Source organism: Pseudomonas sp. RtIB026, from assembly GCF_016861355.2.
GTDB classification, from domain to species: Bacteria; Pseudomonadota; Gammaproteobacteria; order Pseudomonadales; family Pseudomonadaceae; genus Aquipseudomonas; species Aquipseudomonas peradeniyensis.
Genome location: NZ_AP023348.2, coordinates 1,326,817 through 1,352,081, shown reverse-complemented (window position 1 = coordinate 1,352,081; position 25,265 = coordinate 1,326,817). Strand labels below are relative to the sequence as shown.

The 25,265-nt window shown below is 65.6% G+C and carries 25 protein-coding genes; 13 read left to right on the top strand and 12 right to left on the bottom strand.

Annotation, left to right across the window (positions count from 1 at the left end; all coding sequences use genetic code 11):
• Nucleotides 1–32: 32 nt before the first annotated feature.
• From mrdA to PRtIB026_RS06060, 5 genes are read right to left on the bottom strand one after another with little or no spacing between them, the layout of a single operon-like run.
• Nucleotides 33–1,931, bottom strand: a complete 1,899-nt coding sequence (gene mrdA / locus PRtIB026_RS06080) for a penicillin-binding protein 2 (protein ID WP_203648164.1) — start codon at nucleotides 1,929–1,931, stop codon at nucleotides 33–35.
• A gap of 17 nt (nucleotides 1,932–1,948) precedes the next feature.
• The gene (gene rlmH / locus PRtIB026_RS06075; protein ID WP_023631106.1) at nucleotides 1,949–2,416 is read right to left on the bottom strand and encodes a 23S rRNA (pseudouridine(1915)-N(3))-methyltransferase RlmH; all 468 of its coding nucleotides are present in this window, start codon (nucleotides 2,414–2,416) and stop codon (nucleotides 1,949–1,951) included.
• 9 nt (nucleotides 2,417–2,425) lie between these two features.
• Nucleotides 2,426–2,857, bottom strand: a complete 432-nt coding sequence (gene rsfS / locus PRtIB026_RS06070; RefSeq protein WP_203648165.1) for a ribosome silencing factor — start codon at nucleotides 2,855–2,857, stop codon at nucleotides 2,426–2,428.
• Between the two features lie 44 nt (nucleotides 2,858–2,901).
• Nucleotides 2,902–3,561 carry a nicotinate-nucleotide adenylyltransferase gene (gene nadD, locus PRtIB026_RS06065; protein ID WP_203648166.1) on the bottom strand — a complete coding sequence of 220 codons (660 nt, stop codon included), beginning with the start codon at nucleotides 3,559–3,561 and terminating at the stop codon, nucleotides 2,902–2,904.
• Nucleotide 3,562: 1 nt separating this feature from the next.
• On the bottom strand, nucleotides 3,563–4,834 hold the full coding sequence (locus PRtIB026_RS06060) for a glutamate-5-semialdehyde dehydrogenase (RefSeq protein WP_203648167.1): 1,272 nt from the start codon (nucleotides 4,832–4,834) through the stop codon (nucleotides 3,563–3,565).
• A 305-nt stretch (nucleotides 4,835–5,139) separates the two neighbouring features.
• Here PRtIB026_RS06060 and PRtIB026_RS06055 point away from each other — a divergent pair, with 305 nt between their 5' ends.
• Nucleotides 5,140–5,832, top strand: a complete 693-nt coding sequence (locus PRtIB026_RS06055) for a DNA-3-methyladenine glycosylase (RefSeq protein WP_203648168.1) — start codon at nucleotides 5,140–5,142, stop codon at nucleotides 5,830–5,832.
• A 3-nt stretch (nucleotides 5,833–5,835) separates the two neighbouring features.
• The gene (locus PRtIB026_RS06050; protein WP_203648169.1) at nucleotides 5,836–7,152 is read left to right on the top strand and encodes a bifunctional DedA family/phosphatase PAP2 family protein; all 1,317 of its coding nucleotides are present in this window, start codon (nucleotides 5,836–5,838) and stop codon (nucleotides 7,150–7,152) included.
• Between the two features lie 167 nt (nucleotides 7,153–7,319).
• Here PRtIB026_RS06050 and PRtIB026_RS06045 read toward each other — a convergent pair whose 3' ends face one another.
• The 3 genes from PRtIB026_RS06045 to PRtIB026_RS06035 are packed head-to-tail and all read right to left on the bottom strand — an operon-like array spanning nucleotide 7,320 to nucleotide 8,995.
• Nucleotides 7,320–7,910, bottom strand: a complete 591-nt coding sequence (locus tag PRtIB026_RS06045; protein ID WP_203648170.1) for an LON peptidase substrate-binding domain-containing protein — start codon at nucleotides 7,908–7,910, stop codon at nucleotides 7,320–7,322.
• A 9-nt stretch (nucleotides 7,911–7,919) separates the two neighbouring features.
• Nucleotides 7,920–8,636 (bottom strand): LrgB family protein, encoded by a 717-nt coding sequence (locus PRtIB026_RS06040; RefSeq protein WP_203648171.1) that lies wholly within the window; start codon nucleotides 8,634–8,636, stop codon nucleotides 7,920–7,922.
• The gene (locus PRtIB026_RS06035; protein WP_203648172.1) at nucleotides 8,633–8,995 is read right to left on the bottom strand and encodes a CidA/LrgA family protein; all 363 of its coding nucleotides are present in this window, start codon (nucleotides 8,993–8,995) and stop codon (nucleotides 8,633–8,635) included. Before PRtIB026_RS06035 ends, PRtIB026_RS06040 begins: the two co-directional genes overlap by 4 nt.
• Nucleotides 8,996–9,146: 151 nt before the next feature.
• Here PRtIB026_RS06035 and PRtIB026_RS06030 point away from each other — a divergent pair, with 151 nt between their 5' ends.
• The 3 genes from PRtIB026_RS06030 (at nucleotide 9,147) to PRtIB026_RS06020 (ending at nucleotide 12,096) form a co-directional block, all read left to right on the top strand.
• Nucleotides 9,147–9,602 (top strand): MaoC family dehydratase, encoded by a 456-nt coding sequence (locus PRtIB026_RS06030; protein ID WP_110737952.1) that lies wholly within the window; start codon nucleotides 9,147–9,149, stop codon nucleotides 9,600–9,602.
• An 88-nt stretch (nucleotides 9,603–9,690) separates the two neighbouring features.
• Complete coding sequence (locus PRtIB026_RS06025; RefSeq protein WP_254464906.1) at nucleotides 9,691–11,424, top strand: C13 family peptidase; 1,734 nt, start codon at nucleotides 9,691–9,693, stop codon at nucleotides 11,422–11,424.
• A gap of 27 nt (nucleotides 11,425–11,451) precedes the next feature.
• Nucleotides 11,452–12,096: an oxidoreductase gene (locus tag PRtIB026_RS06020; protein ID WP_028690375.1), complete on the top strand. Its 645-nt coding sequence runs from the start codon at nucleotides 11,452–11,454 to the stop codon at nucleotides 12,094–12,096.
• Nucleotides 12,097–12,191: 95 nt separating this feature from the next.
• On the opposite strand, the gene PRtIB026_RS06015 is transcribed toward PRtIB026_RS06020, so the two are convergent.
• From PRtIB026_RS06015 to PRtIB026_RS06000, 4 genes are all read right to left on the bottom strand, one after another.
• Nucleotides 12,192–12,479 (bottom strand): YceK/YidQ family lipoprotein, encoded by a 288-nt coding sequence (locus PRtIB026_RS06015; protein ID WP_203648173.1) that lies wholly within the window; start codon nucleotides 12,477–12,479, stop codon nucleotides 12,192–12,194.
• Complete coding sequence (gene ubiX / locus PRtIB026_RS06010) at nucleotides 12,476–13,105, bottom strand: flavin prenyltransferase UbiX (RefSeq protein ID WP_198744903.1); 630 nt, start codon at nucleotides 13,103–13,105, stop codon at nucleotides 12,476–12,478. Before ubiX ends, PRtIB026_RS06015 begins: the two co-directional genes overlap by 4 nt.
• Entirely contained in the window at nucleotides 13,102–14,451 is a 1,350-nt protein-coding gene (gene mpl / locus PRtIB026_RS06005) for a UDP-N-acetylmuramate:L-alanyl-gamma-D-glutamyl-meso-diaminopimelate ligase (RefSeq protein WP_203648174.1), read from the bottom strand. The genes ubiX and mpl overlap by 4 nt, the downstream gene beginning before the upstream one ends.
• A 66-nt stretch (nucleotides 14,452–14,517) precedes the next feature.
• A complete protein-coding gene (locus PRtIB026_RS06000) occupies nucleotides 14,518–16,494 on the bottom strand; it encodes a sigma-54-dependent Fis family transcriptional regulator (RefSeq protein WP_232857391.1) in 1,977 nt (658 codons plus the stop codon).
• A 267-nt stretch (nucleotides 16,495–16,761) separates the two neighbouring features.
• Between PRtIB026_RS06000 and PRtIB026_RS05995 the strand changes: the two genes are divergently transcribed.
• The 8 genes from PRtIB026_RS05995 to ppa all read left to right on the top strand — a co-directional run bounded on the left by PRtIB026_RS05995 (nucleotide 16,762) and on the right by ppa (nucleotide 25,241).
• Nucleotides 16,762–18,282: an aldehyde dehydrogenase family protein gene (locus PRtIB026_RS05995; protein WP_203648175.1), complete on the top strand. Its 1,521-nt coding sequence runs from the start codon at nucleotides 16,762–16,764 to the stop codon at nucleotides 18,280–18,282.
• A gap of 229 nt (nucleotides 18,283–18,511) precedes the next feature.
• A complete protein-coding gene (gene eat, locus PRtIB026_RS05990) occupies nucleotides 18,512–19,960 on the top strand; it encodes an ethanolamine permease (protein ID WP_028690369.1) in 1,449 nt (482 codons plus the stop codon).
• 49 nt (nucleotides 19,961–20,009) lie between these two features.
• Nucleotides 20,010–21,404 (top strand): ethanolamine ammonia-lyase subunit EutB, encoded by a 1,395-nt coding sequence (locus PRtIB026_RS05985; RefSeq protein ID WP_203648176.1) that lies wholly within the window; start codon nucleotides 20,010–20,012, stop codon nucleotides 21,402–21,404.
• 8 nt (nucleotides 21,405–21,412) lie between these two features.
• Nucleotides 21,413–22,231, top strand: a complete 819-nt coding sequence (eutC, locus tag PRtIB026_RS05980) for an ethanolamine ammonia-lyase subunit EutC (protein WP_203648177.1) — start codon at nucleotides 21,413–21,415, stop codon at nucleotides 22,229–22,231.
• Between the two features lie 107 nt (nucleotides 22,232–22,338).
• The gene (locus PRtIB026_RS05975; RefSeq protein WP_203648178.1) at nucleotides 22,339–22,797 is read left to right on the top strand and encodes a GNAT family N-acetyltransferase; all 459 of its coding nucleotides are present in this window, start codon (nucleotides 22,339–22,341) and stop codon (nucleotides 22,795–22,797) included.
• Nucleotides 22,798–23,150: 353 nt separating this feature from the next.
• Complete coding sequence (locus PRtIB026_RS05970; protein ID WP_203648179.1) at nucleotides 23,151–23,798, top strand: DedA family protein; 648 nt, start codon at nucleotides 23,151–23,153, stop codon at nucleotides 23,796–23,798.
• 7 nt (nucleotides 23,799–23,805) lie between these two features.
• Nucleotides 23,806–24,621, top strand: coding sequence for a zinc-dependent peptidase (locus tag PRtIB026_RS05965; RefSeq protein WP_203648180.1), 816 nt, complete (start codon nucleotides 23,806–23,808; stop codon nucleotides 24,619–24,621).
• 92 nt (nucleotides 24,622–24,713) lie between these two features.
• Nucleotides 24,714–25,241 carry an inorganic diphosphatase gene (gene ppa / locus PRtIB026_RS05960; RefSeq protein WP_203648181.1) on the top strand — a complete coding sequence of 176 codons (528 nt, stop codon included), beginning with the start codon at nucleotides 24,714–24,716 and terminating at the stop codon, nucleotides 25,239–25,241.
• Nucleotides 25,242–25,265 lie beyond the last annotated feature (24 nt).

Genomic DNA, 25,265 nt, shown 5'->3' with positions numbered 1-25,265 from the left:
CTCGCTGGAGAGCATGCGGTCGAAGTTGTTCTTCACGGGGCCGATTCCTGGGCGACTGTGGCGGGGGCGAACTCGGGCTTGAGCCGGCCGTTCTCGTCAAGCAGCCAGGCATCCATGACCTGGCGCACCACGGGGGCGGCGACGCCGGAACCGGACTCACCGTTCTCGACCATCACCGAAACCACGATCCTCGGATCGTCGGCCGGGGCGAAGGCGACGAACAAGGCGTGGTCGCGGTGGCGTTCCTGGAGTTTGTTGCGGTCGTACTTCTCACCCTGCTTGATCGCCACCACCTGGGCCGTGCCGCTCTTGCCTGCGATGCGGTACTGCGAGCCGATGGCGGCCTTGCGGGCGGTGCCGCGGGCGCCGTGCATCACCTGCTCCATGCCATGAGTGACCCTGGCCCAGTCTGACTTGTCGCGCAGGACGATGTTTTCCATGGGGTTCTCGTCCACCGGAGGCTGGCCTTCGATGGTCTTGGCCAGGTGTGGACGGTTCCACACGCCTTTGTTGGCAATCAGCGCGGTGGCCTGGGCCAACTGCAGCGGCGTGGTCTGCATATAGCCCTGGCCGATACCGAGGATCAGGGTTTCGCCGGGGAACCAGGCCTGACGGCGGGTGGCGCGCTTCCACTCACGGGACGGCATCAATCCGGGCGACTCTTCGAACATGTCCAGGGCGACCTTCTGCCCGATACCGAACTTGTTCATGTAGCTGGACAGCCGATCGATTCCCATCTTGTGCGCAAGATCGTAGAAGTACGTATCGTTTGACCGCATGATCGCCACATCCAGGTCAACCCAGCCATCGCCGGTGCGGTTCCAGTTGCGGTATTTGTGATCGTAGTTGGGCAGTTGGTAGTAACCCGGGTCGAACACCCGGCTGCCTGCCGTCACCACGCCACTGTCGAGCCCGGCAATCGCCACTGCCGGCTTGATGGTCGAGCCAGGCGGATAAAGACCGCGCAGCACACGGTTGAACAGCGGCCGGTCGATCGAGTCGCGCAGTTCGGCGTAGGCCTTGAAGCCGATGCCGGTGACGAACAGGTTGGGATCGAAGCTCGGCTGGCTGACCATCGCCAGCACCTCGCCGGTGCGCGGATCGAGGGCGACGATGGCGCCACGGCGCCCGCCCAGCGCCTGCTCGGCGGCTTCCTGCAGCTTGATATCCAAGCTCAGCACGATGTCCTTGCCCGGCTTCGGGTCGGTGCGCTTGAGCACTCGCAGCACGCGGCCACGGGCGTTGGTCTCGACTTCCTCGTACCCCACCTGGCCATGCAGCTCGTCTTCGTAGAAGCGCTCGATGCCAGTCTTGCCGATGTGGTGGGTGCCGCTGTAATTCACCGGGTCGAGGCTCTTGAGTTCCTTCTCGTTGATCCGCCCGACGTAGCCCACCGAATGGGCGAAATGCGCGCCCTGGGGGTAGTGGCGAACCAGCTGCGCCGCTACTTCCACGCCGGGCAGGCGGAACTGGTTGACCGCGATGCGGGCAATCTGCTCTTCGTTGAGCTCGAACAGGATCGGCACCGGCTCGAATGGCCGGCGCCCCTGCTTCATGCGCTTCTCGAACAGGGCACGGTCGTCGGGAGTGAGCTCGAGCACCTCGACGATCACATCCAGCACGTCCTGCCACTTGCCGGCATTGCCGGCGCGTTCGCGGGTCATCACCAGGCTGAAGCTGGGGCGGTTGTCCGCCACCACCACGCCGTTGCGGTCGAAGATCAGCCCACGGGTCGGCGGGATCGGCTGCACATGCACCCGGTTGTTCTCCGACAGCGTCGAGTGATAGTCGTACTGGATGACCTGCAGGTAATACAGCCGGGCGATCAGCACGCAGACGAGCAGCACCACCGCCACGGCGCCCACGACGACGCGGTTGCGCACCAGGCGGGCGTCTTTTTCGTGGTCCTTGAGGCGAATCTGCTGCGGCATCGGAGAGGCTTACAGGTTCATTTGTGGTAGGGATGCCCGGACAGCACGGTCCAGGCGCGGTAGATCTGCTCGCCGATGAGTATCCTTACCAACGGGTGCGGCAACGTCAGCGGCGACAGCGACCAGCGCTGTTCGCTGCGCGCGCAGACTTCCGGCGCCAGCCCTTCCGGGCCGCCCACCATCAGGTTGACCGTACGCGCGTCCAGGCGCCAACGGTCCAACTCGCCCGCCAATTGCTCGGTGCTCCAGGGCTTGCCATGGACCTCGAGGGTGACGATGCGTTCCCCAGGCTGCACCTTGCTCAGCATCGCCTCGCCCTCCTGACGGATCAGGCGGGCGACATCGGCGTTCTTGCCGCGGGTGTTAAGCGGGATTTCCACCAGCTCCAGCGCAAGCTCCGGGGGCAGGCGCTTGGCATACTCATGCCAGCCTTCCTCGACCCACTTGGGCATGCGCGAGCCGACCGCGATCAGACGCAGACGCACGGCGCTTCCTTATTCCCGGTCTTTGAGCTTGTCGGTGAAGTAGTCGCTGGCGTTTTCCGGGCTGTGGTGCTTGGCATCGGCGGCACGGCTCTGCTCGGCACCCAGCCACAGGCGCTCCAGGTCGTAGAACTGGCGGGCAGCGGCGGTCATCATGTGCACGATGACGTCGTTCAGGTCCAGCAGGACCCAGTCGCTGTCGCCCTTGCCTTCTTCACCCAGGGGTTGCGCACCCTCTTTCTTCACCGCTTCACGGACCTTTTCCAGCATCGCGTTGATCTGGCGATTGGAGGTACCGGTGGCAATGATCATGTAGTCGGTCAGGCTGTGCTTTTCGCGCACGTCGATGACCTGGATGTCCTGGGCCTTGACGTCTTCCAGGGCGCTGATGGTCAGTTTGACCAGCTCTTCGCCACTGATGCCATTGATTTTCTGCTTGGTCATATAAAACTCGTTCAACTCATTGATTGAGGCGCCAGCGGGCGCCGTCAGTTGGACACACGATACAGGTCGTGTGCCTCGATATAGGCCAGTACTGCGTCCGGCACCAGGAACCGCACCGACTTGCCGCTGGCCAGCAGCTGCCGGATTTGCGTGGCGGACACCGCGAGCGGGGTCTGCCAGACGAACGAAATGTGCCCCGCCGGGCCGGACATGGCGGTGGGATCGCTCTCCGAGCGCGCCGCCAACAGGTTGCGCAACTCGTCAGGGGGTTCGACATCGGCATCCGGGCGCTGCAGCACCAGGATGTGACAGTGTTGCAGCAGCTCTTCCCAGCGATGCCAGCTGGGCAGGCCGCAGAACGCGTCCCAGCCCAGCACCAGGAACAGCTGGTCGTGCACGTTCAATTCAGAGCGGATCGATTCGAGCGTGTCGATGGTGTACGACGGTTTGTCGCGGGCCAGTTCACGGGCATCGACACTCAGGCAATCAACCCCGGCCACCGCGCCGCGCACCATGGCCAACCGATCCTGGGCCGACACCAGCGGCGTGTCGCGGTGCGGCGGGCGGGCGTTAGGCAGCAGGCGCAGCTCGTCCAGGCGCATGAACTCGGCCACTTCCAGCGCGCTGCGCAGGTGACCGATATGCACCGGATCGAAGGTACCGCCGAGAATGCCGATACGCCGGACTGCCACAGCGTTGCTCAACTCAGCACGACTCCTGGCCGCGCAGCTGGCCGTCGCCGATCACCACGTACTTCTCGCAGGTCAGGCCTTCCAGGCCGACCGGGCCGCGGGCGTGCAGCTTGTCGGTGGAGATGCCGATTTCCGCGCCCAGGCCGTACTCGAAGCCATCGGCGAAGCAGGTCGGGGTGTTGAGCATGACCGACGCCGAGTCTACCTCGGCGATGAAACGCCGGGACTGGCCCTGGTGCTCGGTAATGATCGAGTCGGTGTGGTGCGAGCCGTAGTGGTTGATGTGTTCGATGGCCTGCTCCAGGCCGTCGACGACGCGGATCGACAGGATCGCGTCAAGGTATTCGGTGTGCCAGTCGTCTTCACTGGCCGGCTTGGCGTCGATGATCGCCCGGGTGCGCTCGCAGCCGCGCAGCTCGACGCCCTTGTCGTGGAATCGGCGGGCCATTTCCGGCAGGAAGCGCTCGGCCACGGCCTGGTCCACCAACAGGGTTTCCATGGCGCCACAGATGCCGTAGCGGTAGGTCTTGGCGTTGAAGGCCACGCGCCATGCCTTGTCCAGGTCGGCATGGGCATCGACGAAGACATGGCAGATGCCGTCCAGATGCTTGATTACCGGTACCCGGGCGTCGCGACTGATGCGCTCGATCAGGCCACGGCCGCCACGCGGGACAATCACATCGACGAATTCCGGCATGCTGATCAGCGCGCCCACGGCCTCGCGGTCGGTGGTCTCGACCACTTGCACCACCGCCGGCGGCAGGCCGGCCTCGGCCAGGCCGCGCTGGATGCAGGCGGCGATGGCGCGGTTGGAGTGGATGGCCTCGGAGCCGCCGCGCAGGATGGTGGCGTTGCCCGACTTCAGACACAGGCTGGCGGCGTCGATGGTCACGTTGGGGCGCGACTCGTAGATGATGCCGATGACACCCAGCGGCACGCGCATCTTGCCGACCTGGATGCCCGACGGGCGGTAGCTCATGTCGCGGATGGCACCGACCGGATCCGCCAGGCTGGCCACCTGGCGCAGGCCGGTGATCATGCCGTCGATGCGCGCCGGGGTGAGTGCCAGGCGGTCGAGCAGCGCCGGCTCCAGGCCGTTCTTGCGACCGTTGGCCAGGTCCTGTTCGTTGGCTGCGGTGAGCGCGTCGCGAGCCGCGTCGAGGGCGTCGGCGGCGGCCTGCAGGGCGCGGTTCTTCTGCGCGGTGCTGGCACGGCCGATCACCCGCGAGGCCTCGCGGGCGGCGCGACCCAGGCGGGTCATGTAGTCAAGAACGGACTCGGTCATGGGTTCGGTGTCTTGGCAAAGGGGAAATCGGCTGATTATAACTGGAGCGCTCGGGTACGCCCAGCGGCGGGTGGCGGATGGTCGAAAATGGTGGGGGGAATGTGTTGGAAAGATGTAACGACCCGTATCAGCATTTCCTGCGCCTGATCCGGCCCTTTCGCGGGTAAACCCGCTCCCACAGGCTCTGCGCATAACCTGTGGGAGCGGGTTTACCCGCGAAAGGGCCAATCACCGACTTGGCGATTCAGCCTCGATTAAGCCATTCATTGCTATCATCGCCGCCTCCATAGCCACGAACCGCGCGTATGTCCGTCCCAGCCCCCTGCCCGGCCCGGGCCTTGCCCGACAGCTTCTTCGACCGCGACGCCCAGACCCTCGCCCGCGAGCTGCTGGGCAAGGTCATCCGTCATCGCCACGGCGATCTCTGGCTGGCGGCGCGAATCATCGAGACCGAGGCCTACTACCTCTCCGACAAGGGCAGCCACGCCTCCCTGGGCTTCACCGAGAAGCGCAAGGCGCTGTTCCTCGATGGCGGGCACATCTACATGTATTACGCCCGTGGCGGCGATTCACTGAACTTCAGCGCCCAGGGCCCGGGCAACGCGGTGCTGGTCAAGTCCGCCTACCCCTGGACCGACGCCATCTCAGACGCCAACAGCCTGGCCCGGATGCAGCTGAACAACCCCGACGCCAGCGGCAACCTGCGCCCACCCGAGCGCCTGTGCAACGGCCAGACCCTGCTGTGCCGGGCCCTGGGCCTGAAGGTGCCGAACTGGGACGCCCGGCGCTTCGACCCCGAGCGCCTGTATGTCGAGGACTGCGCCATACAGGTACCAAGGGTGATCCAGACCACCCGGCTGGGCATCCCCCACGGCCGCGACGAACACCTGCCCTACCGCTTCGTCGATGCCGACTACGCGCGCTTCTGCAGCCGAAACCCGCTGCGCCGCGGCCAGGTCGAAGGCAAAGACTTCTTCATGCTCGAACAAGGAAACTGAACCATGGGCCAATGGCTCGACAGCCTGACCACCTGGCTTGGCGCCAATCCGCAGTGGCTCGGCCTGGCGATCTTCATCGTCGCCTGCGTCGAATGCCTGGCGATCGCCGGCATCATCGTGCCCGGCACCGTGCTGCTGTTCGCCGTCGCCGTGCTGGCCGGCAGCGGCGCCTTCAGCCTCGGCGAGACGCTGTTGCTGGGCTTCCTCGGCGGGATGCTGGGCGATGCGATCTCCTACGGCATCGGCAAGTACTTCCACCAGAACATCCGCCGCCTGCCGCTGCTGCGCAGCCACCCGCAGTGGATCGGCAGCGCCGAGGCGTACTTCCAGCGCTACGGCATTGCCAGCCTGCTGGTCGGCCGCTTCATCGGCCCGCTGCGACCGATGCTGCCGATGGTCGCCGGCATGTTCGACATGCCGCTGCCACGCTTCATCGCCGTGAGCCTGGTGGCCGGCGCCGGCTGGTCGGTAGCCTACCTGCTGCCCGGCTGGGCCACCGGCGCGGCCATGCGCCTGCCACTGCCGGAAGGGTTCTGGCTGGACGCCGGGATCGTCGTCGGCACCCTGGCAGTGCTCATCGGCCTGAGCTTGAGCACCAGCATTCGCGACCAGCGCCACGGCACCCGGCTGATCGCCGCCCTCAGCGGCCTGGCCGTGGCCGCGCTGTTCATCGGCTGGCCATACCTGAGCGAGTTCGACCAGGGCGTGATGACCCTGGTTCAGGAACACCGCAGCCAGGCCATCGACGGCGCCGTGGTGCTGGTCACCCGCCTGGGCGACTTCCGCACCCAGTTCTTCCTGGGCGGCCTGCTCACCGGCTTGCTGCTGCTGGCCCGGCAATGGCGTCACGCCTTGTTCGCCGGCACCGCGCTGATCGGCACGGCCTTGGCCAACGGTACGCTGAAATGGCTGTTCGCCCGCGCCCGCCCCGAGGTGCTGGTCGATCCGCTGACCAGCTACAGCATGCCCAGCGGCCACAGCTCGGCGTCATTCGCCTTCTTCCTGGTGCTGGCGGTGCTGGCCGGACGCGGGCAGCCGCCGCGCATGCGCCTGACCTGGGTCATGCTGGGCTGCCTGCCGGCGCTGGCGATCGCCTTGTCGCGGGTTTACCTGGGCGCGCACTGGCCAACCGATATCCTCGCCGGAGCGTTGCTGGCGTGCTGCGTGTGCGCGGCGAGCCTGACCCTGGTGCAGCATCGCCAGCCGCTGGTGGCGCTGGCGCAACGGGTGTGGTGGCTGGTGCTGCCGGCATGCGTCGCGTTGCTGGCGTTCTTTGCCCTGCACGCGCTGCCAAAGGCGTTGTTGCGCTACCAGTATTGATACAGTCGCAAGTCCCTGTAGGAGCGGCCTTGTGCCGCGAAAGGGCTGCGAAGCGGCCCCGGGATTTCAGCGCTAAAGCAAAAATCGCCGGGGCCGCGTTGCGCCCCTTTCGCGGCACAAGGCCGCTCCTACAGGGATCGCATGGGCCGCTGGGCGGGCAATCCTGATCAGGCGAACAACTCGCCCTGGATCCGCTCGAGCAACGCCTGGATCGCCTCCAGCCTGAGCTGCGGCGAATCGATGGCCAGCAGGCCGAGCTTATCCTCTTCCATGAACGGCAGCAGGTACGCCAGCTGGTTGCCCAGCGACTGGCGCCCGTCCACGTCGCGCGGCATGTCCAGCGCTTCGACCATCGGGTGCTCGCCCAACGCCAGCAGCAGGGCCAGGAGGTCGTCGTCCTGCTCCAACAACGGGCTGTCCGCCAGGTCCGGCAGCCATTGCACCTCGGCGAGCATCAGCTGGTCCTTCTGCACCTCGGTCCGCTCGACGCGAAACCGCCGCACGCCCTCGACACGGATGCCCAGCAGGCCGTTGTCCTGCTGCACGAAATCGCGGATCAACGCCTCGCAGCCGAGCGAGGCCACCACTGGCGGCGCCTTGCCCACCTGTTCGCCTTCAAGGATGCACACCACGCCGAAACCGGCGCCCTGCTTCATGCAGCGGCCGATCATGTCCAGGTAGCGCGCCTCGAAGATCTGCAGGTCGAGCAGGCAACCGGGGAACAGCACGGTATTGAGGGGAAACAGCGGTAACGTCATCTCGATTCCTCAAGCCACCAGGCTGACCGCCAACGGCAGGAACACCGCCGTGGCCACCCCCATCAGGCTCATCGCCAGCGCGGCGAAGGCGCCGCATTCGTCACTTTCCTGCAAGGCCACCGAGGTACCCACCGCGTGGGCGGTCACCCCCAGCGCCATGCCTCGCGCCTCCGGGCTGAGCACGCCGCAGCGGGTCAACAGCGCCGGGCCGAAGATCGCGCCGATCACCCCGGTGATCAGCACGAACACCGCGGCCAGGGCCGCCACCCCGCCGATCTGCTCGGCCACCAGCATGGCGATCGGCGAAGTGACCGACTTCGGCGCCATGGTCATCAGGATCATGTGTTCGGCACCGAACCACCACCCCAGCGCCAGGCACGCCACGGTGGCGAACAGGCCTCCGACTACCAGCGTAGTAAATGTCGGCCAGAACAGCTGCCGAATACGCCGCAGGTTGAGGTAGAGCGGCACCGCCAGGGCCACGGTAGCCGGCCCCAGGAGGATGTTCATGATCTCGGTGCTCTTGCGGTACTCGGCGTAGTCGATGCCGCAGGCCAGGAGGATGCCGATCACCACCAGCATCGACACCAGCACCGGCTGCAGGAAGATCCAGCGGGTCCTCTCATAGCCCGCCAGCACCAGCTGGTAGGCGGCCAGGGTGATGCCGATGCCGAACAACGGATGGTGGATGACCGCCTCGAGCGCGCCGTGCCAGTCGAGGATCATGGCTGCTCCTCGCGCCTGCCCTGACGCTGGATCAACTTCTGCATCAGCACGCCGACGAACACCAGGGTCAGCAGGCAGGAAATCAGCAGGGCCCCGACGATGGCCCAGAAGTCGGCGGCGATGTCCCTGGCATAGACCATCACCCCCACCGCCGGCGGCACCAGCAGCAGCGGCAGGTAGCGCAACAGGCTGCCGGCGGCCTCGTTGAGTGGCTGGCCGACCTCGCCACGGATCATCAGGAAGGCCATCAGCAGCAACAGGCCGATGATGGGCCCGGGCAGGATGGGCAGCAACAGGTGGTTGATCGCCGTTCCCAGCAACTGGAACAGCACCAGCCAGGTCAAACCACGCAACAGCATATGGACCTCCCTCAGAGCATGGCGACCATTATAAGCACGCTAAGCAACTGCCTATAAGGCGATATTCGGCGAAAAGCGGGCAACTTGACTGAAACGGTTCGCCGTGCTGATCTTGCACACTCGTACCAAATGACAATCTGGAGATGTCGCGATGCCCTATGTACCCGTTACAGAGCTTTCGCAGTACGTTGGCAAGGAACTGGGACGTTCCGCCTGGCTGAAGATCGATCAGCAACGCATCAACCTGTTCGCCGAGGCCACTGGCGATTTCCAGTTCATCCATGTCGACCCGGTCAAAGCGGCCAAGACCCCGTTCGGCACCACCATCGCCCATGGTTTTCTCACCCTGTCGTTGATTCCCAAACTGATGGAAGACATCCTCGTGCTGCCCGAAGGGCTGAAGATGGTGGTCAACTACGGCCTGGACAGCGTGCGCTTCATCCAGCCGGTGAAGGTCGACAGCCAGGTACGACTGAAGGTCGACCTGACCGACGCCACCGAGAAGAAACCGGGGCAATGGCTGCTCAAGGCCACCGTCACCCTCGAGATCGAAGGCGAAGAAAAACCCGCCTACATCGCCGAACCGCTGTCGCTCTGCTTCGTCTGAGCCGCCCCAGGGGTCGCCACGCGGCCCCGATTCACGCACCTGCGCATTCTGCGGCATACTCGGCGCATCGATTGTCCCGGAACCCGCCATGCGCCGCCTGCTCCCCCTGACCCTGATCCTGCTGCTCGCCGCCTGCGGCGAAGGCGAACCACTGTCGCCCCCGGACGCCCGGCTGCCCGACGGCGGCCGCTACCGCGGCCAGGTGGTTGACGGCCTGCTGCAAGGCGAGGGGCGCATCGACTATCCCAACGGCAGCTGGTACGCCGGCACCTTCAAGGACGGCCAGTGGCATGGCCAGGGCGAATGGCACGGCAGCAACGGCGAGGTCTATCGCGGCCAATTCAGCGAAGGCCTGTTCCAGGGCCTGGGCGACCTGACCACCCCCGACAGCCATTATGCCGGCACCTTCAAGCATGGCCGCCGCGATGGCGAGGGCACGCTCAAACAAAACGACCAGACCTACCGCGGCCAGTTCAAGGACGACCAGTACGAAGGTGCCGGCCAGCTCGAACTGGCCGACGGCAGCCGCTACCAGGGCCTGTTCGCCAAGGGCAAGCCCAACGGCGCCGGGGTGCGCAGCGACGCCAGCGGCAACCAGTTCGGCGGCCACTTCATCGACGGCCAGCTGCAAGGCGCCGGCACCTACGACAGCGCCGACGGCGAGCAGTACATCGGCGAGTTCAAGGACAACCGCCTCGAAGGCCGGGGTCGCTACGAGAGCGCCGACGGCGACGTCTGGATCGGCGACTTCAAGGATGGGTCGCTGGTCGGCCAGGGCGAACTGCTGGGCAGCGACGGCAGCCGCTACAAGGGTGGTTTTCGCGACTGGCGCTTCGCCGGCAGCGGCACCTTGCAACTGGCCGACGGCAGCCAGTATGTCGGCGGTTTTGCCGACGACGCCTACCATGGTCGCGGCAAGCTGACCCACCCGGACGGACGGGTCGAGAGCGGCACCTGGGTCAACGGCGTGCGGGTGCGCGATGCCCAGGGCAAGCTGCTGCCCGACCCGCTGGACCTGGCCCTGCTCAACCAGGGCAAACTACTGGCCGATGCACTGGCCAAGGTGCCTGCGTCGGTACCGCCTGTGCAGCTGTACAGCCTGGTGGTGGCCGGTGACGGCCAGCAAAGCGTGTTCCTGCGTGAGGCCGACTATGTCAGCAACATGCTCAAGGTGCGCTTCGGCGCCCACGGCCAGGTGACCCTGGTCAATCATCGCGACCATCTGGCCGACCGCCCCATGGCCACACGCGAGAACATCACCCGTGCCGCCCGTACCCTGGCCGAGCGCAGCGGCCCGGAGGACCTGGTGTTCATCTACTTGACCAGCCACGGCAGCCATGACCACCAACTGGTGCTCGACCAGCCGCGCCTGCAACTGGCCGACCTGTCCGCCGACGAACTGGCCAGCGCCCTGGCACCACTGAAGGACCGCGACAAGGTGATCGTCATCTCCGCCTGTTATTCCGGTGGCTATATCGCCCCGCTCAAGGACGACCGCACCCTGGTCATGACCGCCGCGCGCCCCGACCGGGTGTCGTTCGGCTGCTCGGAAGAGGCCGACTTCACCTACTTCGGCGACGCCCTGTTCGCCCAGGCGCTGAACCAGACCGACGACCTGAAACAGGCGTTTGAACTGGCGCGGCAAAGCGTTGCCGAAAGAGAACGAAGGGAGGGCTTCGAAGCCTCGGAGCCACAGCTCTGGGCGCCGCCGCCAGTGATCAGCCACTGGCAGCGCCTGCGCCACCAACAGGCCGAGCAAGCCCTGCGCAATGAAGCCCAACCAGCTTCGGGGGAACAGGCAAAAAAACCTGGCGCCCACTAAGCTGTGTAGTAACGAGGGAGAGACACCATGTACCTGACGCCTCAACATGTCCTGCTTGCCGGTGCCACGGGTCTGACGGGTGAACACCTGCTGGATCGCCTGCTCAACGAGCCCACCATCAGCCGCGTGCTGGCACCGACCCGTCGCCCCCTGGCCGAGCATCCGCACCTGGAAAACCCGGTGGGCGACCCGGCCGTGTTTCTCCCGCAACTGGCCGGTCGTGTCGATATCGCCTTCTGCTGCCTGGGTACCACGCTCAAGCAGGCAGGCTCGGAAAACGCCTTCCGCGCCGTCGACCTGGACATGGTCGTGGCCTTCAGCAAGCGTGCCCGCGAGATGGGTGCCCGTCACCTGCTGGTGATCAGCGCCCTGGGCGCCGATCCGAAGTCGTCGGTCTTCTACAACCGGGTCAAGGGCGAGATGGAAGAGGCGCTCAAGCAGCAGGACTGGCCGCAGTTGACCATCGTGCGGCCTTCGCTATTGCTCGGAGAGCGCATAGAGCCGCGCCTGGGTGAGCGCATGGCGGCGCCGTTTGCCCGTCTGATACCGGGCAAGTACCGGGGCATCGAGGCCTGCACCCTGGCCCGGGCGCTGTGGCGCCTGGCACTGGAAGAGGAAGACGGGATCCGGGTGGTCGAGTCGGACGAGTTGAGAAAACTCGGCAAGAAATAAGTCGCCAATGCCGGCCTCATCGCGGGGCAAGCCCGCTCCCACGCTCCGGGTATCGTTCAAGGGCGTGGGAGCGGGCTTGCCCCGCGATTGCTTTATTACAGACCACCGGTGGCGTTGAAACCCACCCCCGCCGCAGTCAACAACGACAGCGGCAGCAACAAGGTATCCAGCAACGCGCTCCCCGGCAGGTCCAGCCCCGGATAAGCCGGCGCCTCGGCGCCGAAGCGATCTTCGGGACAACAACCGCCATTGATCACGTACAGGTCAAGCCGCGTCCCGGCATACACCACAGGCGCCCCCGGTTTGTTGGCATCGAGGGTGCGCACCGTGGCGCAGCCGCCGAGCTCGGCCAGTATCACCAGCCCCGCCAACACCCGCTTCAATCATCGACCCCGTAATGATGCTCGCCCCAGCGCGGCAGCATGTCCTGCGGGATGTTCAGCAGGTTGAGGATGCGCGCCACGACGAAATCGACCAGGTCGTCGATGCTCTGCGGCTGGTGATAGAACCCCGGTGCCGCCGGCAGGATCACCGCGCCCATCTGCGACAGCTTGAGCATGTTCTCCAGGTGGATGGTGGAGAACGGCGCCTCGCGCGGCACCAGGATCAGTTGCCGACGTTCCTTGAGGGTCACGTCGGCGGCGCGCTCGATCAGGTTGTTGCAGGCACCCGTGGCGATCGCCGACAGGGTGCCGGTGGAACAGGGCACCACCACCATCGCCGCCGGCGCGCCGGAGCCCGAGGCCACCGGCGACATCCAGTCCTCCTTGCCGTACACGCGGATCTGCCCGTCGGCCGCGCCGGTGTACTCGGTGAGGAACGCCTGCATGGCCTGGGGCTTGGCCGGCAGCAGCACGTCGGTCTCGGTGGCCATCACCAACTGCGCGGCCTTGGAGATGAGGAAGTGCACCTCGCGGTCCTCGCGCACCAGGCAGTCGAGCAGACGCAGGCCATACTGCGCCCCGGAGGCGCCGGTCATGGCCAGGGTGATGCGTTCCGGCCCGCTCACTTCAGCGCCTCGGCCAGCTTGCCGTGCAGGCCGCCGAAGCCGCCGTTGCTCATGATCACCACATGGGTGCCCGGGCGGGCCTGGCCCTTGATGCGCTCGATGATGGCTTCGAGGCTGTCGGCCACCACGCTCGGCACCTTGCACTGCGCGGCGGTGCCCGCCAGGTCCCAGCCCAGGTTGGGCGGCGCGTACCAGATCACCTGGTCGGCGTCGTTGACGCTTTCCGGCAGGCCATCGCGGTGGGCGCCAAGCTTCATGGAGTTGGAGCGCGGCTCGATCACCGCAATCACCGGCGCCTCGCCAACGCGCTTGCGCAGGCCATCGAGGGTGGTGGCAATGGCAGTCGGGTGGTGGGCGAAGTCATCGTAGATGGTCACGCCTTGAACTTCGGCGACCTTCTCCATACGCCGTTTGACGCTCTTGAACGCGCTCAGGCCCTCGATGCCCATGGCCGAGGCCACACCCACATGGCGGGCGGCCGCCAGGGTGGCCAGGGCGTTGGCAACGTTGTGCTGGCCAGTCAAGGCCCAGTCCACCACGCCTTGCGCCTCGTCCTCGAACAGCACCTCGAAGCGCGAACCGTCGGCGCTGAGCAGGCGCGCCTGCCACTGGCCACCAGCTCCGGTGGTCTGCACCGGGGTCCAGCAGCCCATGCCGATCACTCGCTCCAGCGCCTGCTCGGTGGTCGGGTGGATGACCAGGCCTTCGCTCGGGATGGTGCGCACCAGGTGGTGGAACTGCCGCTCGATGGACGCCAGGTCCGGGAAGATGTCCGCGTGATCGAACTCGAGGTTGTTGAGGATCGCGGTGCGCGGGTGGTAGTGCACGAACTTTGAGCGCTTGTCGAAGAAGGCGCTGTCGTATTCGTCGGCCTCGACCACGAAGAACGGTGTGCCGCCCAGGCGCGCCGACACCGAGAAGTTCTGCGGCACGCCGCCGATCAGGAAGCCCGGGCTCATGCCGGCATGCTCCAGGACCCAGGCCAGCATGCTGCTGGTGGTGGTCTTGCCATGGGTACCGGCCACGGCCAGCACCCAGCGGCCCTGCAGCACATGGTCGGCCAGCCACTGCGGGCCGGACACATAGGGCAGGCCCTTGTTCAGCACGTACTCCACCGCCGGGTTGCCCCGCGACATGGCGTTGCCGATCACCACCAGGTCAGGTGCCGGCTCCAGCTGGGCCGGGTCGTAGCCCTGGGTCAGCTCGATGCCCTGGGCCTCGAGCTGGGTGCTCATCGGGGGATAGACGTTGGCATCGGAGCCGGTGACGCGGTGGCCCAGTTCCTTGGCCAGCACCGCCAGCGAACCCATGAAAGTGCCGCAAATACCGAGAATATGAATGTGCATGATCGACCTCGCAAAACGTCGAGGCAGGGTAGCCCAGGGCGAGGGAAATCGCACTCGCTGTTTCGCTCAACCAGCCCTGGCGATGCCGTGTTTGCGCAGTTTTCGATACAAGGTATTGCGGCTGATGCCCAGGTGTTCGGCGACGCGGGTCAAGTGCCAGCGGTTTGCCTCCAGTACGGCGAGCAATGCATCGCGCTCGGCGTGTAGGAGCGGCCTTGTGCCGCGAAAGGGCTGCGCAGCGGCCCCGGCGATTTCAGCGATATGGTCAGGATGCTGGGGCCGCTCTGCGGCCCTTTCGCGGCACAAGGCCGCTCCTACAGAGGGCGCGCCATGGCGGACAATTGCAGGGAGATCGGAAAACTCGATGTGCGCACCTTCGCACAACGCCACCAGCGTACGCAGCACATTCCTCATCTGCCGCACGTTACCCGGCCAGGTGAAGTCCAGCAGTGCCTGGCGGGCGGCCGGGTCGAGGCCGACGGGTTGGCCCTCGGCCTCCTGCGCCAGCAGGAAATCGAGCAACTGCGCCTTGTCGCTACGCTCGCGCAGCGCCGGCAGTGCAACCTCGAGGCCATTGAGGCGGTAATAGAGGTCTTCGCGAAATCCCCCCTGTTCAACCCGTTCCAACAGGTCACGGTGGGTGGCGCTGACGATCCGCACATCTACCGCCTGCGGCTCGCCACCGATGGGCACCACCTGGCGTTCTTCGAGCACCCGCAGCAGGCGGGTCTGCAACGCCAGCGGCATGTCGCCGATCTCGTCCAGCAGCAAGGTGCCACCATCGGCCTGCAGCAACTTGCCGCGCATGCCCTCCTTGCGCGCGCCGGTGAAGCTACCGCCGCGATAGCCGAACAGCTCGCTTTCGATCAGGCTCTCGGGAATCGACGCGCAGTTGATCGCCACGAACGGCTTGTGCCGGCGCGAGCTGGCCTGGTGCACGGCCTGGGCGAAGGCCTCCTTGCCGCAGCCGGTCTCGCCGCGCAGCAGCAGCGGCACATCACGCTCGAACACCCGCACGGCGCGGCGAAAGTCCTCGCGCAGGGCCGGGTCGAGCAGGCAGATGCCGGGGTCGCTGGCCCGGGGCAAGGCCACCGGCACTGACCACACCGGCGTTCGGGCCTGGCCGCGCAAGCTGGCGAACACCTGGCGGCCATCGCGGGTGTGCAGCGGCCAGGCGCTGCTGCCCTGGGGCGTGGCGCGACTGAACAGCTCGTCGTGGCTGCAGGCGAAGAACCTGTCCAGGGGCTTGCCCAGCACGCCGCCTCGGATGGTCCCCAGCAGGTTCAAGGCGCTCTGGTTGGCGGCGCAAATCCGCCCGTCGCCATCGACGGCAAGCAACCCTTCGCTGAACAGGCCGACCGACTCGGCCTGCAGGTGGAAGCGCAGCAGCCACTGCTGCTCGAAATGACGCAGGAAATAACAGCTTTCGATCATCTTCGCCGACAGGTTGACCAGGGCCATGGTGTGGAACTGGCTCTGGCGCGAAACATCCGGCCGTGCCGATGACACGTCGAGTACCCCCAGCAGTTCACCGTGGGGGTCGAATACCGGGCTGGCCGAGCAGGTCAGGCCGGTATGGCGGCCACGAAAGTGCTCGTCCTGGTGAATGGTCAGGGCCTGGCGCTCGACCAGGCAGGTGCCGATGCCGTTGGTGCCCTCGCGGGCTTCGCTCCAGTCGGCGCCAAGCCACAGCCCGGCGCGCTCGAAGATGCGCCGCTCGCCGGGAGCGGTGACGCAGTTGAGGATCACCCCGCGGGCGTCGGTCAGCAACACCGCGTGCCCGCTGCCGGAGAGCTGCTGGTGCAGGCTGTTCATCTCGTTGTCGGCGATCTGCAGCACCTGGCGCAGGCGCTCGCGGCTCTCCAGCAGGCGGCCGTGCTCGAGCACCACCGGGGCCTGGGCCCGTGCCGGGTCGAGGTGGTAGTCCTCCAGGCAGCGCAGCCAGGAGCGGGCGATCGACGGGTCGCTGCCCGGCCCGCTGGCCTGGCCGTGGGCGACCGTGAGCACTTGCTGGGCATGGCGGCTGAACGGGTTGCTCTGCATTTGTAGTTGTTCTCCGCAGATAGAGCGTGTCGCCAGCATCCTCCAGGCGGGAACGCTTTGCAATGGTGCACTGACCCTGCGGTCACGACCCGTGTCGCAAACGGTACAAAGTGTCACCCAGGCCGTACCGGCCTTGGCACAGAGCATGGCCAACCGCTTACCGCCCTTGACCCAAGTCATTGATACACAAGGACCTCCAGGCGCTGGCCCGACCTTTGCTCTACGCTAGGAAACTCCGCAACAATCACAACGACCAGGAGACACACCATGCGTTACGCACATCCCGGTACCGAGGGCGCGAAGGTTTCCTTCAAGAGCCGCTACGGCAACTACATCGGTGGTGAGTTCGTTCCTCCGGTAAAGGGTGAGTACTTCACCAACACCTCGCCGGTGAACGGCCAGGCGATCGCCGAGTTCCCCCGCTCCAGCGCCGAAGACATCGAAAAGGCCCTCGACGCCGCCCATGCCGCCGCCGACGCCTGGGGCCGCACCTCGGTGCAGGACCGCTCCAACGTCCTGCTGCGCATCGCCGATCGCATCGAGCAGAACCTCGAACTGCTGGCCATCACCGAGACCTGGGACAACGGCAAGCCGATCCGCGAAACCCTCAACGCCGACATCCCGCTGGCGGTCGATCACTTCCGCTACTTCGCCGGCTGCATCCGCGCCCAGGAAGGCGGCGCCGCCGAGATCAACGAATCCACCGTGGCTTATCACATCCACGAGCCACTGGGCGTGGTCGGGCAGATCATCCCGTGGAACTTCCCGCTGCTGATGGCCGCCTGGAAGCTGGCCCCGGCCCTGGCCGCCGGCAACTGCGTGGTGCTCAAGCCTGCCGAGCAGACGCCGCTGGGCATCACCGTGCTGCTGGAGCTGATCGGCGACCTGCTGCCCAAGGGCGTGCTCAACGTGGTGCAAGGCTATGGCCGCGAGGCCGGTGAAGCCCTGGCCACCAGCAAGCGCATCGCCAAGATCGCCTTCACCGGCTCCACCCCGGTCGGCGCGCACATCATGAAATGCGCCGCCGAGAACATCATCCCGTCCACCGTCGAGCTGGGCGGCAAGTCGCCCAACGTCTACTTCGAGGACATCATGCAGGCCGAGCCTGCCTTCATCGACAAGGCCGCCGAAGGCATGGTGCTGGCGTTCTTCAACCAGGGTGAAGTATGCACCTGCCCGTCGCGCGCCCTGGTGCAGGAGTCGATCTACCCGCAGTTCATGGAAGTGGTGATGAAGAAGGTCCTGCAGATCAAACGCGGCGACCCGCTGGACACCGACACCATGGTCGGCGCCCAGGCATCCCAGCAGCAGTTCGAGAAGATCCAGTCGTACCTGAAGATTGCCCAGGAAGAAGGCGCCGAGCTGCTCACCGGCGGCAAGGTGGAGCAGCTCGAAGGCGCGCTGGCCAGCGGCTACTACATCCAGCCGACCCTGCTCAAGGGCAACAACAAGATGCGCGTGTTCCAGGAAGAAATCTTCGGCCCGGTGGTCAGCGTCACCACCTTCAAGGACGAAGCCGAGGCCCTGGCCATCGCCAACGACACCGAGTTCGGCCTCGGTGCCGGCGTGTGGACCCGTGACATCAACCGCGCCTACCGCATGGGCCGCGGTATCAAGGCCGGCCGCGTGTGGACCAACTGCTACCACCTGTACCCGGCGCACGCCGCGTTCGGTGGCTACAAGAAGTCCGGCGTCGGCCGTGAAACCCACAAGATGATGCTCGACCACTACCAGCAGACCAAGAACCTGCTGGTGAGCTACGACATCAACCCGCTGGGCTTCTTCTAAACCGCGTCGCCCTTTTCGCGGGTAAACCCGCTCCCACAGATACAGCATAAAATTCAAAATCAGTGCCGAATCTGTGGGAGCGGGCTTGCCCGCGAAGAGGCCAGACCTGCACAAACCAGAAACCAGGGCGGTTCCCGTGCATCAACCGCTCTGGCCCGCTTCCTGCAAAACGAATCACCAGTGGCCGGCAGTCCCTCCGGCAACCTAAGAAAAACAACAGGTGAACCCTATGCCAAGCGATCATTCCGGCAGCGCGCCGGCGAGTTCCTCCGTCGACTTCGAAAAAGTCGGATCGGACTATTTCCAGCAACGTGAACTGAAGAAAGGCGCCGCCGGCTGGGTCCTGCTGGTGGGCCTGGGCGTGGCCTACGTGATCTCCGGCGACTATGCCGGCTGGAACTTCGGCCTGGCCCAGGGTGGCTGGGGCGGCATGTTCCTCGCCACCCTGCTGATGGCCACCATGTACCTGTGCATGTGCTTCTCCCTGGCCGAACTTTCGTCGATGATCCCTACCGCCGGCGGCGGCTATGGCTTTGCCCGCAGCGCCTTTGGCCCCTGGGGCGGGTTCCTCACCGGCACGGCGATCCTCATCGAGTACGCCATTGCCCCCGCAGCCATCGCCGTGTTCATCGGCGCCTACTGCCAGTCGCTGTTCGGTATCGGCGGCTGGATGATCTACCTGGCCTTCTACATCGTGTTCATCGGCATCCACATCTTCGGGGTGGGCGAGGCGCTGAAGCTGATGTTCATCATCACCGCCGTCGCCGCCATCGCCCTGGCGGTGTTCCTGATCGGCATGGTGCCCCATTTCGATGCAGCCAACCTGTTCGACATCGCCAAGACTGACGCCGTGGGTGCCAGCAGCTTCCTGCCGTTCGGCTACGTCGGCGTGTGGGCGGCGATTCCCTACGCGATCTGGTTCTTCCTCGCGGTCGAGGGCGTGCCGCTGGCCGCCGAAGAAACCAAGAACCCGAAACGCGACCTGCCCCGCGGCCTGATCGGCGCGATGCTGGTGCTGCTGGCCTTCGCCCTGCTGATCCTGGTGGTCGGCCCCGGCGGTGCTGGCTCAGAGGCTCTGAAAGCCTCGGGCAACCCGCTGGTCGAGGCGCTGTCCAAGGCCTACGGCGGCTCCACCTGGATGGGCGGTTTCGTCAACCTGGTGGGCCTGGCCGGCCTGATCGCCAGCTTCTTCTCGATCATCTACGCCTATTCGCGGCAGATCTTCGCGCTTTCCCGTGCCGGCTACCTGCCGCGCAAGCTGTCGGAAACCAACAAGAGCAAGGCCCCGGTACTGGCCCTGGTGATCCCCGGCATCATCGGCTTCGCCCTGTCGCTGACTGGCCAGGGCGACCTGCTGATCCTGGTGGCGGTGTTCGGCGCCACGCTGTCCTACGTGCTGATGATGGCCGCGCACATCACCCTGCGTATCCGTCGCCCGAAAATGGAGCGCCCGTACCGCACCCCCGGCGGCATCTTCACCTCGGGCGTGGCCCTGGTGCTGGCCTGCATCGCCGTGGTCGCCGGGTTCCTGGTCGATCCGCGGGTGGTGATTGGCGCTGCGGTGATCTATGCAGTATTAATTGCCTACTTTGCTTTCTACAGCCGTCACCACCTGGTGGCGGGTACCCCGGAAGAGGAATTCGCCGCGATCCAGAAGGCCGAAGAGGCCCTGCACTGATCGCCGACTTGCGCCGCAGGCCAGGCCTGCGGCGCCCTGGAGATTCTGTATGGCAAGTTTCACGCATACGGTGGGCCACCAGGTCTACCGCTTCGACAGCCTCAAAGAGGTGATGGCCAAGGCCAGCCCGGCGCGTTCGGGCGACTACCTGGCGGGGGTCGCCGCCAGCAACGACGGCGAGCGGGTGGCGGCGCAGATGGCCCTGGCCAACATCCCGCTCAAGCACTTCCTCAGCGAGGCGCTGATTCCTTATGAACAGGACGAAGTCACCCGCCTGATCATCGACACCCACGATGCGCAGGCCTTCGCCGCCGTCAGCCACCTGACCGTCGGCGGCCTGCGCGACTGGCTGCTGGGCGAGCAGGCCGACGAGCACAGCCTGCGCGCCCTGGCGCCAGGCCTGACGCCGGAAATGGCGGCGGCGGTATCGAAGATCATGCGCGTGCAGGACCTGGTGCTGGTGGCGCAGAAAATCCGCGTGGTCACCGCCTTTCGCGGCACCATGGGGCTGCGCGGGCGGCTGTCGACGCGCCTGCAGCCCAACCACCCGACCGACGAACCGGCCGGCATCGCCGCGAGCATCCTCGACGGCCTGCTGTACGGCAACGGCGACGCCATGATCGGCATCAACCCGGCCACCGACAGCATCGCCTCGATCTGCGCACTGCTGGAGATGCTCGACGCGATCATCCAGCGCTACGACATCCCCACCCAGTCCTGTGTGCTGACCCACGTCACCACCTCGATCGAGGCGATCAACCGTGGCGTGCCGCTGGACCTGGTGTTCCAGTCCATCGCCGGCACCGAGGCGGCCAACGCCGGCTTCGGCATCAACCTCAACGTGCTCCAGGAAGGCTACGAGGCTGGCCTGTCGCTCAAGCGCGGCACGCTCGGGCAGAACCTGATGTACTTCGAGACCGGCCAGGGCAGCGCGTTGTCGGCCAACGCCCACCACGGCGTCGACCAGCAGACCTGCGAGACCCGCGCCTACGCCGTGGCCCGCCACTTCAAGCCGTTCCTGGTCAACACAGTGGTCGGCTTCATCGGCCCGGAATACCTGTACAACGGCAAGCAGATCATCCGCGCCGGTCTCGAGGACCACTTCTGCGGCAAGCTGCTGGGCGTGCCGATGGGCTGCGACATCTGCTACACCAACCACGCCGAGGCCGACCAGGACGACATGGACACCCTGCTGACCCTGCTGGGCGTGGCCGGGATCAACTTCATCATGGGCATCCCCGGCTCCGACGACATCATGCTCAACTACCAGACCACCTCGTTCCACGACGCGCTCTACGCGCGCCAGACCCTGGGCCTGAAGCCCGGGCCGGAATTCGAGGCGTGGCTGGAGCGCACCGGCATCTTCACCCAGGCCGACGGCCGCATCCGCTTCGGCGACAACCTGCCGCCAGCCTTCCGCCAGGCCCTGGCACAGCTGGCCTAGAGGTGACCATGGAACGACACACCCCCACTCCGGACAATCCCTGGCTGGCCCTGCGCAACCTCACCCCGGCGCGCATCGCCCTCGGCCGCACCGGCATCAGCCTGCCGACCGGCGCCCAGCTGGACTTCCAGTTCGCCCACGCCCAGGCCCGCGATGCCGTGCACCTGCCGTTCGACCACATTGGCCTGCGCCAGCAGCTTGGCGAGCGCGGCCGCGACAGCCTGCTGCTGCACAGCGCCGCCAGCGACCGCCACCAGTACCTGCAACGCCCGGACCTTGGCCGGCGCCTGCACGAGGACTCGGCGCAGCGCCTGCGCGAGCATGCCCAGGCCAACCCCGGCGGCGTAGACCTGGCGATCGTCGTCGCCGATGGTCTGTCGGCGTTGGCCGTGCACCGCCACACCCTGCCCTTCCTGAGCCGCTTCGAGGAGCAGGCCGCCGCCGATGGCTGGACCAGCGCCCCGGTTATATTGGTGGAGCAAGGCCGGGTCGCGGTGGCCGACGAAGTCGGTGAGCTGCTTGGCGCACGCATGACAGTCATGTTGATCGGCGAACGCCCGGGCTTGAGTTCGCCCGACAGCCTGGGGCTGTACTTCACCTACGCGCCCAAGGTCGGCTTGACCGACGCCTACCGCAACTGCATTTCCAACGTGCGCCTGGAAGGCCTGAGCTACGGCATGGCCGCCCACCGCCTGCTGTACCTGATGCGCGAAGCGTGCCGACGCCAGCTCTCGGGGGTGAATCTGAAGGACGAAGCAGAGGTCCATAGTATCGACAGTGAAGACTCTGCCGGAAAAAGCTCAAACTTCCTGCTCGGTGAAGGGTAAACAACATGTCACGGAAGGCGGATTGCGCTTCTGGCCTGCTTTAGGCAGCATGCCAGAGGACGCTGCAGGCAATCCGCCGTATCCCCAATGGACTCAGAGGCCCGCCCATGCGCATCATCCAGGCAACCTTGGAACACCTCGACCTGCTCACCCCGCTGTTCGTGAAATATCGCGAGTTCTATGGGCAATTGCCTTACCCGGACAGCTCACGATCCTTTCTCGAGAAGCGCCTCGAGCGCAAAGAATCGATCATCTACCTCGCCCTGCCCGTTGACGACGACGGCAAGTTGCTGGGTTTCTGCCAGCTCTACCCAAGCTTCTCCTCGCTGTCACTCAAGCGCGTGTGGATCCTCAATGACATCTACGTGGCCGAGGACTCACGGCGCATGCTGGTAGCGGACAACCTGATGCGCGAGGCCAAGAAGATGGCCAAGCAATCCAACGCCGTGCGCATGCGCGTGTCCACCAGCAGCGACAACGAAGTGGCGCGCAAGACTTATGAGTCCATGGGTTTTCGCAAGGACACCGAGTTTGAGAACTATATCTTGCCGATCAGTCAGGATTGAGCGATGCACGGGCCACCGGCATACAAGATGACCGTACACGTACGTCTGTAGGAGCGGCCTTGTGCCGCGAAAGGGCTGCGAAGCGGCCCCGGGATTTTGGATGCACCAACAATCGCCGGGGCTGCTCCGCAGCCCTTTCGCGGCACAAGGCCGCTCCTACAGAGAATGCGCCTGGTCTGAAAGAGTCGTAACCCCTCGCTACAAACTCTCCGGGCACAATCCGGACTTCGCCGTATAATCCCCTTCCTGTCATGTGCGAAAAGTTACCCGCCTAGCCGGTAAACCTTCCCCAACCATGGCGCTGTCCGTCATCGCGCGCCCGTAGTAGCGGGTCAAGAACACAGGTGCTGTACATGGATTTCAACCCGCTGGCCCTCATCCTGCATCTCGATGCCTACCTCGATCTGCTGGTCAACAACTACGGTCCCTGGATCTACGCCATCCTCTTCGCCGTGATCTTCTGCGAGACCGGCCTGGTGGTGATGCCGTTCCTGCCGGGCGACTCGCTGCTGTTCATCGCCGGCGCCGTGGCCGCTGGCGGCGGCATGGACCCGGTGCTGCTGGCCGGCCTGCTGATGACTGCGGCGATCCTCGGCGACAGCACCAACTACGTGATCGGGCGCACGGCGGGCGAACGCCTGTTCCGCAACCCCAACTCGAAGATCTTCCGCCAGGACTACCTGCAGCGCACCCACGAGTTCTATGAACGCCATGGCGGCAAGACCGTCACCCTGGCGCGCTTCCTGCCGATCCTGCGCACTTTCGCGCCGTTCGTCGCCGGTATCGCCCACATGCACTACCCGCGTTTCCTGGCCTTCAGCGTGGCCGGCTCGCTGCTGTGGGTAGGTGGCCTGGTGACCCTGGGCTACTTCTTCGGCAACGTACCGTTCATCAAGCAGCACCTGTCGTTGATGGTCGTCGCCATCATCATCCTGTCGCTGGTGCCGATGATCCTCGGCCTGTTGCGCGGTCGCCTGGGCCGTACGGCCAAGGCCCACTGAGCGGCGCATGTGGTCCTTCAGCGCCTGGCGCCGCCGGCGCACCCTGGCCCGTTATCCAGTCGACCCGCGCATGTGGCAGGTGGTCCGCGAGCGCCTGCCGCTGCTGGATGGTATCAGCGACGAGGAAGACCGCTGGCTGCGTGAAGCCAGCGTGCTGTTCCTGCATGACAAGCACCTGACTACCCTGCCGGGCGTCGAGCTGGACGACGAGCAGCGCCTGTTCCTCGCCGCCCAGGCCCAATTGCCGCTGCTGCACCTGGGCGAGCTGAACTGGTACCAGGGCTTCCACGAGATCATCCTCTACCCCGACGACTTCAAGAGCCCTCAGCGCCACCGCGACGCCAGCGGCGTCGAGCACGTGTGGGATGCCGAGCACAGTGGCGAAGCCTGGCAGCAAGGCCCGGTGATCCTGGCCTGGCCCGGGGTCCTGGCCAGCGGCGGCTGGGAAGCCTACAACCTGGTGATCCACGAGCTGGCGCACAAGCTGGACATGCTCAACGGCGACGCCAACGGCCTGCCGCCCCTGCACCACGGCATGCGCGTCGAGGACTGGGCCCAGGCCATGCAGCAGGCCTATGACGCGATGAATCGCCAGCTCGATGCCGACCCGGACGCCGAAACGGCCATCGATCCCTACGCAGCGGAAAACCCTGCCGAGTTCTTTGCCGTCACCAGTGAATACTTCTTCAGCGCCCCCGATCTGCTGCACCAGGCTTACCCGCAGGTCTACCAGCAGTTGTCGCTGTTCTATCGCCAGGATCCGCTCGAGCGTCTGATGCACCTTCAGGCCGAACACCCGGACTACCGCGAAAGCCACGCCTGAACGCCCGCACATCAGGCCGGACGTGGCACCCACCGTGGGAATGTGCCTATAATCGCCGCCACTTTTTTGTTCAAACACGGGGGCATTGCCCAATGAGCTACAGCAAGATTCCAGCCGGCAAAGACCTGCCGAACGACATCTACGTCGCCATCGAAATCCCGGCCAACCACGCGCCGATCAAGTACGAGATCGACAAGGACAGCGATGCCCTGTTCGTCGACCGTTTCATGGCCACCCCGATGTTCTACCCAGCCAACTACGGCTACATCCCCAACACCCTGGCCGACGACGGTGATCCGCTGGACGTGCTGGTCGTTACCCCGTACCCGGTTGCCCCAGGCTCGGTGATCCGCGCCCGTCCGGTCGGCATCCTGAACATGACCGACGACGGCGGCGGCGACGCCAAGGTCATCGCTGTTCCGCACGACAAGCTGAGCCAGCTGTACGTTGACGTGAAGGAATACACCGACCTGCCAGCCCTGCTGATCCAGCAGATCGAGCACTTCTTCGCGAACTACAAGGATCTCGAGAAGGGCAAATGGGTCAAGATCGAAGGCTGGGAAGGCGCCGACGCCGCCCGTGCCGCGATCACCAAGTCGGTCGCTGCCTACAAGGGCTGAGCCTGACACAAGAAAAGCCCTGCT